Source organism: Agrobacterium sp. 22-3639C2 (assembly GCF_053522105.1).
The window spans coordinates 246,489-264,477 of sequence record NZ_JBNWDB010000002.1 but is presented as its reverse complement, the minus strand read 5'-3'; the positions used below and the strand labels follow the sequence as shown (position 1 = coordinate 264,477).

The following is a 17,989-nucleotide window of genomic DNA, read 5'->3' as shown; positions in this document are numbered from 1 at the left end:
GATGACAAATCAAGCTGCGCGAAGGTTGTCAGCGGAGCTCTTGCCGGACTTGCGGTCCTGCACGATGTCGTAGGTGATCTTCTGGCCGTCGTTCAGCGAACGCAGACCTGCGCGCTCAACAGCCGAAATGTGAACGAAAACGTCCGTGCCGCCGTTGTCAGGCTGAATGAAGCCGAAGCCCTTGGTGGCGTTGAACCACTTTACAGTACCAGTGTTCATAACGATTTCCTTTCGTAGTAATCGTTGTTGGTTTCCGCGATACCTTGCGGAATTAGATCGATTATTTGAGAGGAAATCCGACGGGAACGTAGAGTCCCAGGAGCGACGTCACAAGCAATTGTCGATTTGCCGAATATAGCCTCAATTTTTGATTTTGCAATGGGCCGATGCGGAAAAATGCGCCATCTGGCGATTGCACTTGCCGGTTCCGATGTCTCTTCCTGCGTCAGCGGCGCGATTTCGGTTTTTTCTCTTCCCTGTTCATATCACGCCCCACCCATTTGAAAAAAAGGATCAGGCTGGTGCCGATGATGATGAGCGGAATGAAGGATTCGAAACTGGACATGATTAACTCTTTCTTCCCCCGATCGTCGTTTTACCGGTATGGAGGAAGCGCGTAATCTGCAGAATGTTATCCGTTCTTTTTTGGCAATTGCGGCCTGCGGACCGACGTTGAAAGCACCGCAGGCCGAAAATATCTAGATGGGCAGGGATTTCACCGCCGCTGCACCACCCTCGCGGGCGCTTTTCAATGCGGCTACGCCGCAGAGCACGGACATGGCGCCGGCGCGCGAACCCGCCCGCTGCCGCAGCCGGTCGTTCGAACCGGGCTTGAAGATCATGTCGCGCATGCGATTGTCGCCGCCATAATGGCCGCCCGGCTCATGCGGCACCCAGATACGCTCGACACCGCCACCGAAACTTTTTACCAGCAGTATTTCGTCGGCTGGGGGCTCAGTCCACGGCTGCTTTTCATATTGGCGCATCTCGATGCGTCCTTTATGGCCGTTAAACGCGATGTGGTGTCCCTCGATCGGCATATAGGTATTGAGCGAATAGGAGACCTGCACGCCGTTCGCATAGCGAATCGAGGCACTCATCGTGTCGGGGATGTCGATCTCCTCGCGAAAGACGCAGGCGTCACGCATATAGCCATCCACAGTCGACGGGTCCTCGTAAAGCGCGTCCAGGAACGGGTCGGCCCCGAGATCCATGAAATAGTCGCACTCGTCCTTGTGCGGACAGGTACGACAGCGCGTTCCCCGGAACGGTCCGTTCTTGCCATAATGCAGCAATTGCCCAAAGCCCTTCACTTCCACCGGGTCGGAATCGAGATACCAATTCAGAAGATCGAAGTGGTGTGTGGCCTTGTGGACGAACAGGCTGCCTGAATGTTCGGTGAAAGCGTGCCAGCGGCGGAAATAATCCGCACCGTGCTGGTTATCGAGATACCAGTGGAAATCTACCGAGGTAACGGTGCCGATCGCGCCGTCGTCGATCAGCTCCTTGATGCGCGCCGCCGTCGGTGAAAAGCGATAATTGAAGGAAACGTCGACGCGGCGGCCGCTTTCGGCCTCCGCCGCGCGGATGCGGTCAATCTTTTCCGGGGTGGTGGTCATGGGTTTTTCGCTGATGACATCGGCACCGCCCTCGAGCGCGCGGATAATGATGTCGTCATGAGTATCGTCGGGCGTGCAGACGATTACCAGTTCCGGGCGTTGCTCGGCCATCATCCGGTCGAAGTCGTCGTAAAGCGGAGCGGCCGACCCCATCATGGCGCGGGCCCGTTCTGCGCGCATCAGGTTCAGGTCGCAAATGCCGACCAGTTCGACATAGTCGCTCCACCCGGCCAGAAGTTCGCGCCCCCACATGGTGGTGCCACGATTGCCGGTGCCGACCAGTGCATAACGTTTGCGTTTCACCCTTTCAGGCATTTCCTTACTCCCGAACCCAATCAACAAACGGTTTTAAAACGCTCGACGACGGTGGACAGAACCTCGTCCACCGGGCGTGCCTGCCAACGATGCGAAAAAATCTCGACTTCCTGCGGACCGGAAAAGCCGGCGGCCTCGATCATGGCGCGAAATGCCTTCAGGTCAATCACGCCATCGCCCATCATGCCGCGATCGTTGAGCGGATCGGTGGTCGGCACCAGCCAGTCGCAGATATGGTGTGCCAGTATCTGCCCGTTTCGCCCGGCGCGCGCCACCTGTTCCTCCAGCTCCGGGTCCCACCAGACGTGATAGACGTCGATGGCCACACCGGTTCCGGCACCCAGCCGGTCGCAGAGGTCGAGCGACTGTTTCAAAGTGTTGAAGCAGGCGCGGTCGGCGGCATAAAAGGGATGCAACGGTTCAATGGCGAGCGGCACGCCGGCTGCCCTCGCATAGGGAAGAAGTTCGGCCATGCCGTCCTCCACCATCTGCCGTGCACCTTTCAAGTCTCGAGAACCCGCGGGCAGGCCGCCCACGACAAGCACCAGGCAATCTGCCTTCATGGCGGCGGCTTCGTCCACGGCGCGTTTATTGTCCTCAATGGCGCGGCTGCGGCCTTCTGCATCGGGGGCGGGGAAAAAGCCGCCCCGGCAATGGCCGCTGAGACGAAGGCCGTTCTGCTCGACAATGCGTGCTGCTTCAGCAAGGCCTGCAGCGTGAACCTGCTCGCGCCAGGGCGAGATGGTGGTGATGCCATGCGCAAGGCATGCATCCACGATTGCCCCGAAGGAACGTCCCTGCCGCACGGTGGCAAAATTTATTGAAAGGCCCTCAACGCCCATAACGGTACTCCTCCCTTTTGCGAAGGCCTCCAGCCACCTTCGCTCTCGCGCTTAACCAATGCCTCTGACAGCCAGAAACTGCTTCATGCGATGCGTCGCCACATCCGGTTCGGCAAGCACATTGGCCTTGTCCGCCAGCCGGAAAAGCTCGGCGAAATGCCGCGTGGAGCGGGCGCTTTCCTGCCCGCCAACCATGGTGAAATGGTCCTGCAAGCCGTTGAGATAGGCGAGAAACACCACGCCGGTTTTGTAAAAGCGGGTCGGCGCCTTGAAGATATGGCGTGAAAGCGCCACCGTTGGCTCCAGAATGTCGAAGAATTCATTATCCGCACCGCGCTTCAGGCTGGCGAGCGCCTTGGATGCCGCCGGAGCAATGGCATCGAAAATGCCGAGCAACGCGTCCGAATGACCTTTTTCGTCACCGGCGATCAGTTCGGCATAATTAAAGTCGTCGCCGGTATACATGCGAACACCAGCGGGCAGGCGGCGGCGCATGACGATTTCCTTTTCCTTGGATAGAAGCGAAATCTTGATGCCGTCGATCTTGTCTGCATTCTCCTCGATCATGGCAAGGCAGGTGTCCATCGCCGCCATATGGTCGCGGGCACCCCAGTAGCCCTCAAGCGCAGGATCGAACATTTCTCCCAGCCAGTGGATAACCACCTTGTTCTCGGCACGGGAAAGAACCCTGGCATAGGCCTCGAGATAATCGTCCGGGGAGCGGGCGGCAGCGGTGAGCGCCCGGCTTGCCATCAGGATCACGCGCCCGCCTTCTCCCTGAACAAAATCAAGCTGTTCCAGGTAGGAGTCGATAATTTGCTTCAGGTCATATCCGCCGCCGTCAAGATGATCCGTGCCGACGCCGCAGGCGATCAGCGCATCCTTGCGGGTGGCCGCTTCCTTCAGCGAACGGGAGATCAGTTCCTGCGCCTGCGGCCACGCCAGTCCCATGCCGCGCTGGGCCGTATCCATGGCCTCCGCAACACCCAGGCCGAGGTCCCAAAGGCGGTGACGGAAGCGCAGGGTTGCGTCCCAGTCGATGGCGGGCGTCAACCATGGATCGTTGTCAGCGAGCGGATCGGCCACCACATGGGCGGCAGCGAAGGCGACTCGATTGAAATCCGCCGCACTTCGTTTCTCGATGGCGACCGGCGCGCCTGATAGCCTGTAGACCTCGATGCTGCGGTCGTCCTTTGGAAGCTTGAGTTCGCTCACTGTCGCCTCCTCAGGAAAGTGCGGGAACGTCGAGCCAGCGGCGTTCCTTCCATGATCTCAGCCCCAGTTCGGCCAATTGCACGCCCTTCACGCCCTCCATCAGCCCATAGGGCCATGGGTCGTTGTCGACGAGGTGACGCACGAACATTTCCCACTGCGCCTTGAAACCGTTGTCATAAGTGACGTTGTCAGGCACTTCCTGCCAGGTCTTGTAGAAATCGATGGTCTGGGGCTGGTCAGGGTTCCACACCGGTTTCGGCGTATTGGTGCGGTGCTGGGTCCAGCATTTAGTGAGACCCGCCACGGCCGAACCATGCGTGCCATCAACCTGAAACGTGACGAGATCGTCGCGGCGCACACGCACCGCCCAGGAAGAGTTGATATGGGCGATGGCGCCGCCTTCCAACTCGAAGGTGGCGTAGGCGGCATCGTCGGCATCCGCTGCATAGGCGTGGCCCTGTTCGTCGAAACGCTCGGGGATATGGGTGGCGCCGAGGCAACTTACGGATTTCACCGGTCCGAATAGATTATCGAGCACATAACGCCAGTGGCACAGCATATCGAGGATGATACCGCCGCCATCCTTCAGGCGGTAATTCCACGAAGGACGCTGCGCCGGCTGCCAATCGCCTTCGAAAACCCAATAGCCGAACTCGCCGCGCACCGAGAGGATCTTGCCGAAAAAGCCGCTGTCACGCAGCATCGCCAGCTTGCGAAGGCCGGGCAGGAACAGCTTGTCCTGCACCACGCCGTGTTTGATACCGGCGCTTTCGGCCAGTCTGGCAATTGCCAGCGCCTCTGCCACGCTGTCGGAAATCGGCTTTTCGCAATAGACGTTCTTGCCCGCCTTGATGGCTTTTTCGAGCAGGCTGCCACGCATCTGCGTCGTGCCGGCGTCGAAGAAAAGCGTGTCATCCGGGTTCGCAAGGGCGGCGTCGATGTCGGTCGTCCACCGCGCGACATTGTGCTTTTTAGCGATTTCCTCGATTTTCGCACCGTTTCGGCCGACCAGAATGGGGTCGAGCATGACCTTTTCGCCGCTCTTCAAAACCACGCCGCCCTGATCGCGAATGGCGAGAACGGAGCGCACGAGGTGCTGGTTGTAACCCATGCGGCCGGTGATGCCGTGCATGATGACGCCGATACGTTTCATGAATTTCCTCCCAAGGCGGCCTTTTCCCGAAAGCCGCTTCCGTCAAACATGGCAATTTGTAACCATTTGGTTATTTGTGGTCGTGAAGGATGCGATCTGTCAAGGTGTTTTTGGCAGGAAATTCACATGCACTTGCGGCGGCAGAAATCACGGGTTTGTGCCGCGCCGCAAAAGGAAAAGACGCGCTTCGCGGATGCGAATGGCGCGTCGTCGCTGTTGTTAAAGGGAAATTCGGTTTTTACGGCTCAGACCGGCCGCACCGCAGCAAGCAGGGTATCGACGATATGCTGGCCCCAGCGTTCAAGTTCGGCGGGGTCGGTCAGGTCGCGCTGGAAGATCGTCGACAGCGTGAATCGGTTCGAAAGATAAAAGGCGCCGAGCGAGGCGATCGTCAGATAGACGTCGATCGGATCGAGACCGTCACGGAATTCGCCAGTATCGCGGCCGCGCCGCAGCACGTCCTCAAGCTCGGAAATGAAGTTCGAATGCATCGCCGCAATCGTAGCGGATTGCCTGAGATATCGGGCTTTATTGAGGTTTTCTGTTGCGAGAATGCTCAGAAATTCCGGGTGATCCAGAAAATAATGCCAGGTGAAAAGCGCAAGTTCCCGCAAGCCTTCCGAAGGCGCCTTGCGGGTCAGGTCCAGCCGCCGTTCGGTGTGGCGGATGTGGCGATAGGCGTCCTCCAGAACGGCGAGATAAAGCGCGTCCTTGTCGCCAAAATAATGGTAGATCATCCGCTTGTTGGTGCCGGCACGCCGCGCCACGACATCGATTCTCGCGCCCGCCAGGCCCTTCGCGGCCACCTCGCGGCGGGCGGCTTCAAGAATGGCGGCGCGTGTTCTCTCCGGGTTTCGCACCTGTGCCGCCCCGCGTTTGCGCTTGGGGGCAGGCGTTTCCTCGACGGCCGGATCGGGCAGCTGGTTTTTCGTCGTTTCGTCCATCTTAGCACCCGCTTGACAATGTTGGCGATCGGTGTTCCCATGTAACCAATTAGTTATAAAACGGCAATAGTCGTTTACCCCCATCATCAATTTGGCAGTCAATTAGGGAGGAGTTGCCAATGCCCGTGATGCTTCACAGGAGAAGTGTGCTTTCAGCAGGGCTTGCGGCCCTTTCACTCGCAACATTGGGAGGTGGTTCGGCGCAGGCTCAGGCCGCGCGGCTGCGTATGTTGTGGTGGGGATCGCAGGAGCGTGCGGATCGCACCAATAAGGCGATCGCCGCATATAAGCAAATCAAGCCGGATCTCGATATTGCCGGGGAATTTGCCGGCTGGAGCGACTACTGGCCGCGCCTTGCCACGCAGGTGGCAGGCCGCAACGCGCCTGATCTGATCCAGATGGATTATCGCTATATCTTCGAATATGGCCGGCGCGGCGCCCTTGCTCCCCTTGATGACTATATTGGCAAGGGCCTGAAGATAGAAGATTTCGGCAAGATGAACATCGACTCCGGTCGGGTCGACGGCAAGCTTTACGGGGTTAATCTTGGCGTGAATTCCAGCGCTGTCTTCTTCGACAAGGCGGCCTGGGAAAAATCCGGCGCGACCCCGCCAGCGATCGGGCAGACCTGGGAAGAGTTTGCCGAAAACGCCGCCAAGCTCAGCAAGAACAAGCCCAAGCCCGGCTATTACGCCACGGCCGATGCCAGCGGCGTCGAGCCGAGCTTCGAGAACTGGCTGCGTCAGAACGGCAAATCACTCTACACACAGGATGGCGGTATCGGTTTTGATCCGACCGACGCGACCAAATGGTTCACCATGTGGGCGGATTTGCGCAAGAGCGGTGCATGCGTGCCGGCCGATATTCAGGCGCTCGACCAGTTGAATATTGAAACCAACGCGCTGACGACGGGCAAGGCGGCAACGGCATTTGCCCATTCCAACCAGTTTGTCGGTTATCAGGCACTCAACAAAGCCAAGCTGGCGATGACCTCCTATCCGAAAAGCAAGAAGGATGGCCCTTCCGGTCACTACCTGAAACCATCCATGCTCATCAGCGTCGCCAATGGCAGTGCCGGCATCGAGCAGGCGGTCGGTTTCATCAACTTTCTCGTTGCCGAACCACAGGGCGTCGATGTTCTGGGTGTGGAGCGCGGCGTTCCGGCATCGGAATCGATGCGTAACGCGCTGACCGCCAAGCTCGATGCCGTCAGCAAGAGCATGGTGGAATATATTGCCGAGATTACCCCCGGCGTTGGCGATCTGCCGCCGGCACCCCCTCCGGGTGCAGGCGAATTCGCCTTCGTCCTGAAACGTACAGCGGAAGAGATCGGCTTCGGCAAGATTTCGGCGGCTGAGGGTGGTGACCGGCTCGTCAAGGAATCCGAAACCGTCATTAAACGGAAGTGATGGCAGATGGCCTTTCGATCTGAAACTCTCGTGGAGGAGAGCCGTGGCGCGGCTCTCCCGAAGCGGGCAGGCGTGAAGCGGCTTTTGGACCGCAACGTTCACGCATACCTGTTTCTCCTGCCGTGGCTGATCGGTTTCTTCGGTCTCACCCTCGGGCCTGCGCTGGTGTCGCTTTATCTGTCCTTCACCAATTATGACCTGCTTCAATCCCCGGACTGGGTGGGGGCGGCCAATTATGTGCGCATCGCCACTGCCGACCCTAAATTCGCCGCCGCCATGCAGGTCACCTTTACCTATGTGCTGCTTTCGGTGCCGTTGAAGCTGATCTTTGCACTGCTGGTGGCGCTCGCCTTCAATCGCGGCATAAAGGGGCTCACGCTTTACCGGGCGATCTTCTATCTGCCGTCGCTGCTCGGTTCCAGCGTGGCGATCGCTGTTCTCTGGCGGCAGCTTTTCGCGTCAGATGGCCTCGTCAACATGGTCTTGTGGCAGGTTTTCGGTTATGAGGGGCCGAGTTGGATTTCCAATCCGGACTACTCGCTCTACACGCTGGTGATCCTGTCCGTCTGGCAGTTCGGCTCGCCAATGATCATCTTCCTCGCAGGGCTCCGGCAAATCCCGCAGGATATGTACGAGGCCGCCGATATCGACGGCGCGAGCAAGATGCGGCAGTTCTTCCGCATTACGCTGCCGCTTTTGACGCCGGTGATCTTCTTCAACGCCGTGATCCAGACGATCGATGCCTTCAAGGCCTTCACGCCGGCCTTCATCATTTCCGAAGGCACGGGCGGGCCGATCAACTCGACGCTGTTCTACACGCTCTATCTCTATCAGGAAGCCTTCGGTTTCTTCCGCATGGGATATGCCTCGGCGCTTGCCTGGATTCTTGTGATCATCATCGCGCTGTTCACGGCCTTCTCGTTCCTCAGCGCGAAATACTGGGTGCATTACGATGACTGACGCTGTTACCGCTCCCCGGCCGGGACAAGGCCCGCAACGCTCACCGCTAATGTCGGTTTTGCTGCATGCGGTGCTGATCCTTGCCTCCTTTGCGATGCTTTATCCGATCCTGTGGATGATTTCGGGTTCGTTCCGCCCGCAGGACGAGCTGTTCGGTTCCTCCTCGCTCATTCCTTCGTCGGTTGATTTCGGCGGCTATATTCGTGGCTGGACCGGGCTTCAGGTCAGTTTCGGGCAATTCTTCTGGAACTCGTTCTTCATCTCGGTGCTCGCCACCATCGGCAACGTCGTTGGCTGCTCACTTGCCGCCTTCGCTTTCGCCCGCCTGCGGTTCGGTGGGCGCAATTTCTGGTTTGCGCTGATGCTTGGCACCTTGATGCTGCCCTATCACGTTGTGCTCATCCCGCAATATATCCTGTTTCTGGAAATGGGTTGGGTGAATACGTCGCTGCCGCTGATCGTGCCGAAATATCTGGCAACCGACGCCTTCTTCATCTTCCTGATGGTGCAGTTCTTCCGGGGTATTCCGCGTGAGCTGGATGAGGCAGCGGTGATGGACGGTTGCTCGCCCTTCCGCATCTACTGGAAGATCATGCTGCCCCTCTCTCTGCCGGTTCTGGCAACGGCCGCGATCTTTTCCTTTATCTGGACCTGGGACGATTTCTTCGGTCCGTTGATCTATCTGAACGACATCAACACCTACACCGTGCAGCTCGGCCTCAGATCCTTCGTGGATTCCACCGGCAGCTCGGATTGGACGTCGCTTTTCGCCATGTCCAACCTGTCGCTGGTACCGGTCTTCCTGTTCTTCCTGTTCTTCCAGCGGCTGCTGATTGAAGGCATCGCTACCACCGGAATGAAACGCTGAACGGACGAAACGGGACCGAAAACGAATTGCAGAACATCAACACCGTCGCGGCTGCCTTGTCTGCAGCGCGACGGTCGGGAGAAACAGCATGGCAAGCAGCATTACTCTGGAAAAAATCGTCAAGCGGTTCGGCGCCTTTCCGGTCGTCCACGGCATCGATCTCAAGATCGAGCCGGGCGAGTTCACCGTTTTCGTCGGCCCCTCGGGCTGCGGCAAATCTACGCTTCTGCGCATGATCGCCGGTCTGGAGGAAATCTCCGAGGGTGATCTTCGCATCGATGGCGAAAGGGTCAACGAAACAGCCGCTTCCAAGCGCGGTATCGCCATGGTGTTCCAGTCCTATGCGCTTTATCCGCATATGAGCGTTTACAAGAACCTCGCTTTTGGGCTGGAGACGGCGGGTTACAAGAAACCGGAAGTCGAGGCGCGGGTGCAGAAAGCTGCCGATATCCTGCAGATCGGTCCGTTGTTACAGCGCAAGCCGAAGGCGCTTTCTGGCGGCCAGCGCCAGCGTGTCGCCATCGGTCGGGCTATCGTCCGCGAGCCGAAAATCTTTTTGTTCGATGAACCCCTGTCCAACCTTGATGCGGAACTGCGCGTGCAGATGCGTGTCGAAATTGCCAAGCTGCACCAGACGCTCGGCAGCACCATGATCTATGTGACGCATGACCAGGTGGAGGCCATGACGATGGCCGACAAGATCGTGGTCCTGCGTGACGGCCGCATCATGCAGGTCGGCCGCCCGCTTGATCTCTACAACAATCCGGCCAACCAGTTTGTGGCGGGTTTCATCGGTTCGCCAAAGATGAACTTCCTTTCCGCGAAAGTGGCTTCAGGCGACAGCTCCAACCGTACCATCGAGGTCGCCGGCCAGCGCATTCTGCTCGAAAAGCCGGTCGCGGCTGAGGAAGGCGAGCCACTCACTTTCGGCATTCGTCCCGAACACGTAAACCCACAGGCGCAATCGGCCTCGCTTGGCGATGCGTCCATCCAGCTCGTTGAACATCTCGGCGGCTCGACGGTGGTTTATACCAGCACCCCAGATGGCCAGCCCGCTACCCTGCTGCTGGACGGCCAGCGCCATATCCGCATCGGCGAGACCATTCCCTTTGCGTTTGATCTGGCGAAGACGCATCTGTTCGGGGCGGATGGGCGGCGGATATAAGAGGAAAAACCGGGGGGAGGAACAGACCTTCCCTTATTCCTGTGCTTGTCACAGGAGTCCAGCTGACGCGTCTGCGCGGCGATGAAATCAATCAGCCCAAAGACTTGGGCTGGCTGGTTCCCTATAGGGGGTACAGGGATGAGGGCAGTGGGCGGTTGTGATGGATAGCGAATTTTAGTCCGCCGCGTCGGTTTTCGATAAAAAACAAGCGGTTCTAAGAGCGGGCGAGAATCTCGCTCAGCACCGCCGCATCTTCCGAGAACTGGGCGACGTTGTCACCTTTGACGAACTCCAGCATCGCATAAGCCGGTTCCATCCAGTCGCTTGCTGGCAAGGCATCAACGCAAGCCCGCCAATAGTCCGCGCGCTCGCCGAGCGGCAGGCGGCTGGCATCGGCGAGCCAAGCGAAGACGTGCAGGTGGCAGATGCGCGAGCCGAGCGCGGATATTTCCGCAAGGGCGTCATCCAGCGGTAGACCTGGGGCTGGCTGCCAGTAAAAGAACAGGTTAGGCATCGGCAAATCCTGCATGAGCTGCAAGGCCGAGGGCAGCGTGTCGGTCAGCGAATTGGGGTGATATTCGAGGCCGATTGTCATTCCGTAGTCGTCTGCCCGCCGGGCAAGTGCCGCCAACGCGTCGGTTGCCGCACGGCGTTCCTCTGGTGAATAATCCGCGGATGGGCGTTTGCGGCTGCCGGGCCAGATGCGGATATGGCCGGTGCCGAGCGCTTTCGCGGTTTCCAGAACTGCGGTCACATCCTCCGGCGCAAAATCCGGTGCGAAAATGTAGGATCCGTAGGAAGAGACGGTAAGACCGGCTTTCACCGTACGCGCCGCCACATCCCTTGCATTTTCTAAGTCGCCAGGTGGCACATGGATATCGGCACCCCATTCTATCGCCTTGATGCCATTTGCAACGGCAAGGTTAATCACGGCCTGCGGCGTCATGGACCTGAAGGTGACAGAGCAGAGGCCCGGCTCGAAAATTCTCATGCGATCAGTTCCAGATGTTCCGGACGTACCTGCTGTTGCAATGGTTCTGCGCGGCAGAAGCGTTCGATCTCGGCAATCGCCATGTCGCCGAGCCGGGCGCGTTCAAGGCCGACGGCGCCGGCGATATGCGGCGTCAGGAACACGTTCGGAAGGCTGTAGAAAGGTGACTCTGGTGACGGCACTTCCGGATCGGTCACGTCGATGACAGCCTCTATGCGTCCGGTTTTCAGTTCCGCCAGCAGGGCGTCTTCGTCCACTAGCGCGCCGCGGGCCGTGTTGATCAAGGTCGCTCCGTCCTTCATCAGGGCAAGCGCATCGGCGCCGATCATATGCCGGGTTTGCGGCAGGGATGGCGCGTGCAGGGAAATGACGTCGCTTACCGCCATAAGCTCGCGGAGCGATACGAGACGCACACCGAGCTTTTGTGCCTCCACCGCGCTTAAAAACGGGTCGAAAAGGATGAGATCGAGATCGAAGGGCTGCAGCAGATTGATGACCCGACGTCCGATGCGTGACGCCCCGACAATGCCGACGGTCAGGCCGAGATTGCCGATGACCTGCGACTGCAGGCGGTCGACGTTTCGCCGTGCGCGATCCTCTCCGTAGATGCGCCGGAAACCGAAGGTACGCTTGCCGGACAGCAGGATCATTGCCAGCGTAAACTCCGCGACCGGCTGCGCATTCGCCTCGGCCGCGCTGCACACCGTAACGTTTCGTTCGAAAACTGCCTGGGACAGGAAGTATTTCACCGTCCCGGCGGCATGTGAAATCAACCGAAGGTTCGGCATCATTGCCAGTTCCCGCATGTCGATCTCGGGACAACCCCAGCCAGTCAGAAGAATATCTGTTCTCTCCAACTGGGCAGTCACAGCTGGGTCGTGAAAATCGCAGACCGGCCGGGTATCGAGGATGTCGACGCTCTGCGACAGCTTTTCAAGCGCCTGTGGCGTCAGCACATGCTGCGTCCGCTCCGGGTCCATGGCAAGGCTGAGACGCGGACGCGGGCTCATCATTGCGGTTCTCCCGCCGCCGCCATGCTGCTTACCGGAACACCGCGCTCAACAAACAGGCGGTCAAGCGCTTCCCTGTCCGGAAGTGCGGGAACTGTCGCCAAAGCTGTTTCGCTTTCAGGTCCCGCCAGTCCCACAAAGACGGCGCAGGCGAGCAGGGTTTTGCCCGCTGGAATGTCGCCCCGCAATTGCGGCACCGTGGTTTTGGCATTGATGAGATTGGTATTGGGCAGCGCCTTCAACGCCACGCCCTGGCGGGATGCGCTGGAGCCGAGATCGATGATGGCGGATATGTCGGTGCCGCAATCGGCCGTTGCCCGGCCGCTGTCTTCGGTCACCGCATCGCGGTCGCCATCGTTGCGGTTTATCGCAAAGCCGCCTTCGGTGACCAAAAGTGGCCGCGCGGAAGTAATCCGGTGCAACCGGATATGCCACTCTCCCGCGGCAACCAGCGTCGTTTCGACCTCGACATCGGGGAATGGGTTCCAAGTCGCTCGAAGATTGGTGCCAGCCAAGAGCACAGTGCGGTTGGTTTCGCGCACCCGGTAGTGGTGGCCATCTTCGGAAAAGGCCAGCATATTGTCGAAACCATTGGTCTTGAAACCGCGCTCGTCCACTTCCACGCCGAAAGCGTAACGCGAGGAATAGGCGAATTTGGCGTATTTCTCCGGCCCGCCGCGCATGGACAGGTTTTCCTGCCCACTCGTCAGCGCCGTGACGTTGCTCTTACTGCGCATCATCACCATGCCGGGATGAACGAGCGGCCGTGGTTTTGTGGATGTGTCTGGCAGCTTTTCCTCCGCCTGCCAGAAGGGGTGGCTTTCCGGCAGGGCGAGCGGCAGGAAAGCCTTGAAGGCCCAATAGGGCGAACCCGCCGAATTATAGCTTTCCGACATGGTCAGTTGCGGATAGGCGTAACCGATGGAAAGCACGCCGTCGCGGTCGGCAATCGGCTTTCCCGCCCACCAGCGCAGATGTTTCAGATAAAGCCCCTTGATCTCCCCCCAGGGCATCGCTTCCACATCCGCGAAGGCGAGGGCACCCCAGAAGCCGCCGCAGGCGAAACGGTAGGTCATGGAGCGGCCAAAGGCCAGCGCGCCACCATCCTCATCGAACCAGCTTGCGAAATCCCCGGCAAACAGGCGGGCACGTTCCCGGTAGCGTTCGGCGTATGCATCATCCGGTTTGCTGATTTTCGCGTAGATCAGCCCGTAAAAATGCATGGCGAAGGCGATGTAGTGGTCGATGCGGCGATAGTTGCCGTCGCGATACCAGCCGTCGGCGATGTAAAATCCGTCCAGCTCTTTCAGATATGTTTCGGTGAGGCTCCGGTCGAATTCGATACCGAGATGATCGAGCGCCGCATCGACCATCACCCGGAAAAACTTCCAGTTATTGTCGGCATAGATGCGCTCGCGCGCCGCCAGAAGATAATGGCGCACATTCGCCTTTTGCGCTTCGGACAAGGGTTCCCACAGATGTTGCGGCGCAAGCCGAAGCGCAAAGCCGAGGGCGGCCAGTTCCACCAGCCGCTGATCCTTCTGCCGCACGTCGCCCCAGTAATCGGCATGGGCGGGATCGGTGCCATTGGCGATTCCTCTGGCCAGAAGCGGCCAATGGGCGAAGGCATCGCCGCTGAGCGCAAGCGGCGCGATGCCCCAGAGTGGTCGCGCAAATCCTTCCAGATCGGCCGCTGCCCGGTCGAAATGCGCGGCGGTGCCGCTTAGCGTCACTCTTGCACCGCTCTCTGAGAAATAGGGAAGCAGCGGTGCGAAACTGTCGTCCAATGCCCGTCTGACGTCGGCGCGGGTCTTGAGTGGATTGCCGTAAAGCGGATTGAAGCGGGTCATTGGATCATGGTTTGCTGGCTTATGCATCGCGCGCCGCCTTTCCCGTCTTTTTTGCTCGACCGGCGGTCTGTCCTTCCACAAGCTGTACACCCAGCTGAACCTGCCGGGCATTGGCCGATGGCTCCGCCAGCCGGCGGCGCATCAGCTCCACCGCCTCGCGGGCAATCTCGCGGCGGTCTACCCGGATTGTGCTGAGCCGGGGAGTGGAAAGTTCGGCGAAGGGCAGGTCGTCGAAGCCGATGATGGAAAGATCGTCCGGTACCCCGAGGCCAAGCTCTTGTGCTGCTCCCAGCGCGCCAAGCGCGATCGCATCGTTCATGCAGAAAATGCCAGTCAGATCGGGGTTTTTGGCCAGCAGCTGACGAACCGCATCACCGGCCTGCCCGAAGCCGCTATCCGCCGTGGAAAGCAGAAACTCCTCATAGGTGGCACCCTCTTCCTCGATGATAACCTGCCGAAAGCCCCGCATGCGCTCTCTTATAGTGTGACGGTGTTGCGGACCGATATAGGCGACCTTGCGGTGCCCCAGTTCCAGCAGCCGCCGCGCGGCCATCGCCCCGCCGTAAAAATTGGAGGGCGAGACGCAATCCAGCATCATCGAGGGATCGGCGCTATTGACGAGAACCGGTTGCAGCACACCCTGCGTGATGCGGTGGATGATCTCCTCTTCGGGGTCAAGGCCAATGGCGAGAAGGCCATCGACCTCGCAGACCCGCTGTGTAAGGGCTTCGTCGATCTGCCTCTGGTGCAGCAGCCGGATATCGAGTTCGAAACCCTCTGTCTGGGCAAGGCTGCGCAGCATGTCGAAAATATCGTGATAAAAGGCGCCGATATCGCCGGTCGCTCGTTCGGCGGACATGAGGGCGAGGATTTTCTTGCCCTCCAGCGAGATGCCGCCGGTCTGGCTGGTGACTGGCCGCAGCGGATAACCAAGTTCCGCCGCCACGCCAAGAACCTTGGTCTGGATCGATGCGCTGATGCCTTTTTCCCCGGCGAGAACCCGTGAGACCGTGCTGATGGAAACCCCTGCACGCTGGGCGATATCCGACTGGCGCGGGCGGCTGATGTCGGGTGTATCGTTCATGTCTTCTCCTGCGCTTGCAAAAAATTCAATTATGATGCAAATATTGCAAATAATGAAAATTTGCAAGAATTTAAGTGATAAGTGAGAAATTTGCAAAACGCGGGAGGAGCAGATGCAAACTATCGATAGACGTGGATTTTTGGTGACGGCGGCACTGGCAGGTCTTGGCGCGGCGGCGGGCGGTTTCCGCGCGATGGCGGCCGAAACCCGGCTTCGTTGCGTATGGTGGGGTTCGGCTGACCGCAACAAGCGCACCAATGATGTGATTGCCCTCTACCAGAAGGCAGATCCACAAACGGTAATCAGCGGCGAGATGATCGCCGGTTCCGACTATTGGACCAAGCTTGCGACGTCCATGGCGGGACGTAACGTCGCCGATATCTTTCAGCTCGAGCCTTCCACCATTGCCGATTATTCCGGCCGTGGCGCCTGCATGGAACTTGACCAGTTTGTCGGCTCGTCGCTTGATCTTTCCAATTTCGGCAAAAGCGAAGTCGATCTTTGCCGCATCGACGGCAAGCTTTACGGCGTCGGTCTCGGGCTGAATTCGTTCTGCATGATGTATGATGCAGAGACGCTGAAGGAGGCCGGCGTCTCCATGCCGAAGGAGCAGATCACCTGGAAGGCGCTGGCGGAACTGGCGCGCGATTTCAAGAAGAACGCTCCGGCGCGGCGCAATTATTGGGCGGTGCCCTATGGTGCCCGTTATCACTACGTCTTCGATGTCTGGCTGCGCCAGCGCGGCAAGCTCCTGTTCCAGGACGGCACCATCGGTTTCAACAAGGAAGATGCCAAGGAATGGTTCGCCTATTGGGAGGATCTGCGCGAGAACAAGCTTTGCGTCTCTGCCGATATCCAGACGCGCGATGACAATACCATCGAATCCAACGCGCTGACCCTTGGCAATTCCGCAATCGGCTTTGCCTATTCCAACCAGCTTGTCGGTTACCAGGCGCTCAACAAGAAGACGCTGTCCATTGGCATGCTGCCGGGTGAGGGGCCGGGAAAACCGACCGGGCATTATTACCGGCCGGGGCTTATCTGGTGCATTTCGTCCACCTCCACCACTCCGGAAGCTGCGGCGAAGTTCATCAACTTCTTTGTCAACGATCTGGAAGCGGGCAAGGTTCTTGGCGTCGAACGCGGCGTGCCGCCGGCGAAGAAGGTGCGCGAAGCTGTGTTGCCAAGCCTCAACGAGACCGAACGCAAGACGGTGGATTACATCGAGAGCCTGTCCGGCAAGCTAGATACCTATCCGGAGCCTGCCCCCATCGGCGCCAATGAGTTCGACCGTGGGGTAATGCGTCCGATTGCCGACTCACTCGCCTTTGGCCGCGCCACTGTGGATGAGGCAGCGCAGAATCTTGTCGATACCGGCACCCGCACGTTGCGCAAGCGCGGGTAAGGAAAAAGAGGCAGCGCATGCGTTATCGAAACCGCCTGCGCTGCCTCCATTCGCAATCATTCCTTGCGTGTCTGACTTTGAATATATCGACCCGACAAACAATGCTGGACAGCATAAAATATTTAAGCCAGAAATTCTGATCTAGATCGCTAAATCTGAAGATTAGACAATGGCTCCCAATTTCCTACTTATTGACGCTGAGAAAGAATTCGATGTCTTGAAGGCGGCGGCGTCGCTGATCCGTGTGCAGATATTGAAGCTGCTGCACGAGGCCAACGGTCTCAATGTCAACGAGATCGCGCAGAGGCTGGACCTTCCCCAGTCCACCGTGTCGGCCGGTGTGACCGTTCTTGAAGAGGCGGGGCTGCTGCGAACCGAAACGCGCAAGGCGCGCAAGGGCAGCCAGAAAATCTGTTTTGCGACCTGCGACGAGCTTATCGTTTCGTTTCGAAGCCCCGAGACGCCGGCTGTATCCAACTACATTGCCGTCGCCATGCCGCTCGGCCTCTATACGCAGAGTTCGGTGACCGCGCCTTGCGGCATCTGTTCGCCGGAGGGCATTATCGGACTTCTGGATGTCCCTGATACCTTCATGGATCCCGACCGCATGAAGACTGCACTTTTGTGGTTCACATCGGGTCATGTCGAGTATCAATTCCCCAATAATGCCAAGATTCAGGGGCGAAACGTCGAGGAAGTCGAGTTTTCGATGGAGGTCAGTTCCGAGGTGCCAGGAACGCACAGCAACTGGCCGTCAGACATTACCCTCTCCGTCAACGGCAAGGAGATCGGGGTCTGGACCTCGCCCGGCGATTTCGGCGACAAGCGGGGTACGTTTACGCCCGACTGGTGGAAACTGTCCGGCTCGCAGTATGGAATGCTCAAAACCTGGCGCATTACTGCCCAGGGAACCTATGTCGATGGTACGCGCATTTCCGATGTGACGCTTGCGGATATAGATCTGTCCAGCCACCGCTCAATCCGCTTGCGGATCGAGGTAAAGGCGGATGCAAAGCATCCGGGCGGGCTCAACATCTTCGGCCGGGGCTTTGGGAATTACGATCAGGACATCGTATTGCGTCTGCGCACCGCAGACTGATCGGGCCAATTTCATAAAGTATGATTTTCGCGGTTGACAGGCGCGGCTTCCATTGGCAAC

Annotated in this window: 16 protein-coding genes; 6 read left to right on the top strand and 10 right to left on the bottom strand. The window is 58.8% G+C overall.

Features of this window, described 5'->3' with window-relative positions; genetic code table 11:
* Window positions 1-9: 9 nt before the first annotated feature.
* From ACQZ6D_RS08940 to ACQZ6D_RS08915, 6 genes are all read right to left on the bottom strand, one after another.
* A complete protein-coding gene (locus tag ACQZ6D_RS08940; RefSeq protein WP_003517872.1) occupies window positions 10-219 on the bottom strand; it encodes a cold-shock protein in 210 nt (69 codons plus the stop codon).
* A 479-nt stretch (window positions 220-698) separates the two neighbouring features.
* Window positions 699-1,934, bottom strand: a complete 1,236-nt coding sequence (locus ACQZ6D_RS08935; protein WP_019566458.1) for a Gfo/Idh/MocA family protein — start codon at window positions 1,932-1,934, stop codon at window positions 699-701.
* Between the two features lie 20 nt (window positions 1,935-1,954).
* Window positions 1,955-2,776, bottom strand: coding sequence for a sugar phosphate isomerase/epimerase family protein (locus tag ACQZ6D_RS08930; RefSeq protein WP_013761396.1), 822 nt, complete (start codon window positions 2,774-2,776; stop codon window positions 1,955-1,957).
* Between the two features lie 51 nt (window positions 2,777-2,827).
* Window positions 2,828-3,991 carry a dihydrodipicolinate synthase family protein gene (locus ACQZ6D_RS08925; protein ID WP_035199323.1) on the bottom strand — a complete coding sequence of 388 codons (1,164 nt, stop codon included), beginning with the start codon at window positions 3,989-3,991 and terminating at the stop codon, window positions 2,828-2,830.
* A 10-nt stretch (window positions 3,992-4,001) separates the two neighbouring features.
* The gene (locus ACQZ6D_RS08920; RefSeq protein ID WP_003517858.1) at window positions 4,002-5,144 is read right to left on the bottom strand and encodes a Gfo/Idh/MocA family protein; all 1,143 of its coding nucleotides are present in this window, start codon (window positions 5,142-5,144) and stop codon (window positions 4,002-4,004) included.
* Between the two features lie 245 nt (window positions 5,145-5,389).
* Complete coding sequence (locus ACQZ6D_RS08915) at window positions 5,390-6,088, bottom strand: TetR/AcrR family transcriptional regulator (protein ID WP_003517856.1); 699 nt, start codon at window positions 6,086-6,088, stop codon at window positions 5,390-5,392.
* A 119-nt stretch (window positions 6,089-6,207) separates the two neighbouring features.
* On the opposite strand from ACQZ6D_RS08915, the gene ACQZ6D_RS08910 reads away from it, so the two are divergent.
* The 4 genes from ACQZ6D_RS08910 (at window position 6,208) to ACQZ6D_RS08895 (ending at window position 10,490) form a co-directional block, all read left to right on the top strand.
* Entirely contained in the window at window positions 6,208-7,497 is a 1,290-nt protein-coding gene (locus tag ACQZ6D_RS08910) for an ABC transporter substrate-binding protein (protein WP_013761393.1), read from the top strand.
* Window positions 7,498-7,503: 6 nt separating this feature from the next.
* Window positions 7,504-8,457: a carbohydrate ABC transporter permease gene (locus tag ACQZ6D_RS08905; protein ID WP_003517854.1), complete on the top strand. Its 954-nt coding sequence runs from the start codon at window positions 7,504-7,506 to the stop codon at window positions 8,455-8,457.
* Window positions 8,450-9,325: a carbohydrate ABC transporter permease gene (locus ACQZ6D_RS08900; protein WP_025595962.1), complete on the top strand. Its 876-nt coding sequence runs from the start codon at window positions 8,450-8,452 to the stop codon at window positions 9,323-9,325. The genes ACQZ6D_RS08905 and ACQZ6D_RS08900 overlap by 8 nt, the downstream gene beginning before the upstream one ends.
* Window positions 9,326-9,413: 88 nt before the next feature.
* Complete coding sequence (locus ACQZ6D_RS08895; RefSeq protein ID WP_003517850.1) at window positions 9,414-10,490, top strand: ABC transporter ATP-binding protein; 1,077 nt, start codon at window positions 9,414-9,416, stop codon at window positions 10,488-10,490.
* Between the two features lie 214 nt (window positions 10,491-10,704).
* Here the strand turns inward: ACQZ6D_RS08895 and ACQZ6D_RS08890 are convergent, their stop codons facing one another.
* From ACQZ6D_RS08890 to ACQZ6D_RS08875, 4 genes are read right to left on the bottom strand one after another with little or no spacing between them, the layout of a single operon-like run.
* Window positions 10,705-11,481, bottom strand: coding sequence for a TIM barrel protein (locus ACQZ6D_RS08890; RefSeq protein WP_112154412.1), 777 nt, complete (start codon window positions 11,479-11,481; stop codon window positions 10,705-10,707).
* A complete protein-coding gene (locus ACQZ6D_RS08885; RefSeq protein ID WP_038493786.1) occupies window positions 11,478-12,494 on the bottom strand; it encodes a hydroxyacid dehydrogenase in 1,017 nt (338 codons plus the stop codon). Before ACQZ6D_RS08885 ends, ACQZ6D_RS08890 begins: the two co-directional genes overlap by 4 nt.
* Complete coding sequence (locus ACQZ6D_RS08880) at window positions 12,491-14,368, bottom strand: DUF2264 domain-containing protein (protein ID WP_112154413.1); 1,878 nt, start codon at window positions 14,366-14,368, stop codon at window positions 12,491-12,493. The genes ACQZ6D_RS08885 and ACQZ6D_RS08880 overlap by 4 nt, the downstream gene beginning before the upstream one ends.
* A complete protein-coding gene (locus ACQZ6D_RS08875; RefSeq protein WP_025595969.1) occupies window positions 14,361-15,425 on the bottom strand; it encodes a LacI family DNA-binding transcriptional regulator in 1,065 nt (354 codons plus the stop codon). The genes ACQZ6D_RS08880 and ACQZ6D_RS08875 overlap by 8 nt, the downstream gene beginning before the upstream one ends.
* A gap of 112 nt (window positions 15,426-15,537) precedes the next feature.
* Here ACQZ6D_RS08875 and ACQZ6D_RS08870 point away from each other — a divergent pair, with 112 nt between their 5' ends.
* The gene (locus tag ACQZ6D_RS08870) at window positions 15,538-16,830 is read left to right on the top strand and encodes an ABC transporter substrate-binding protein (RefSeq protein ID WP_080801084.1); all 1,293 of its coding nucleotides are present in this window, start codon (window positions 15,538-15,540) and stop codon (window positions 16,828-16,830) included.
* Window positions 16,831-16,999: 169 nt separating this feature from the next.
* The gene (locus ACQZ6D_RS08865; RefSeq protein ID WP_019566450.1) at window positions 17,000-17,929 is read left to right on the top strand and encodes an ArsR/SmtB family transcription factor; all 930 of its coding nucleotides are present in this window, start codon (window positions 17,000-17,002) and stop codon (window positions 17,927-17,929) included.
* Window positions 17,930-17,989: the final 60 nt, after the last annotated feature.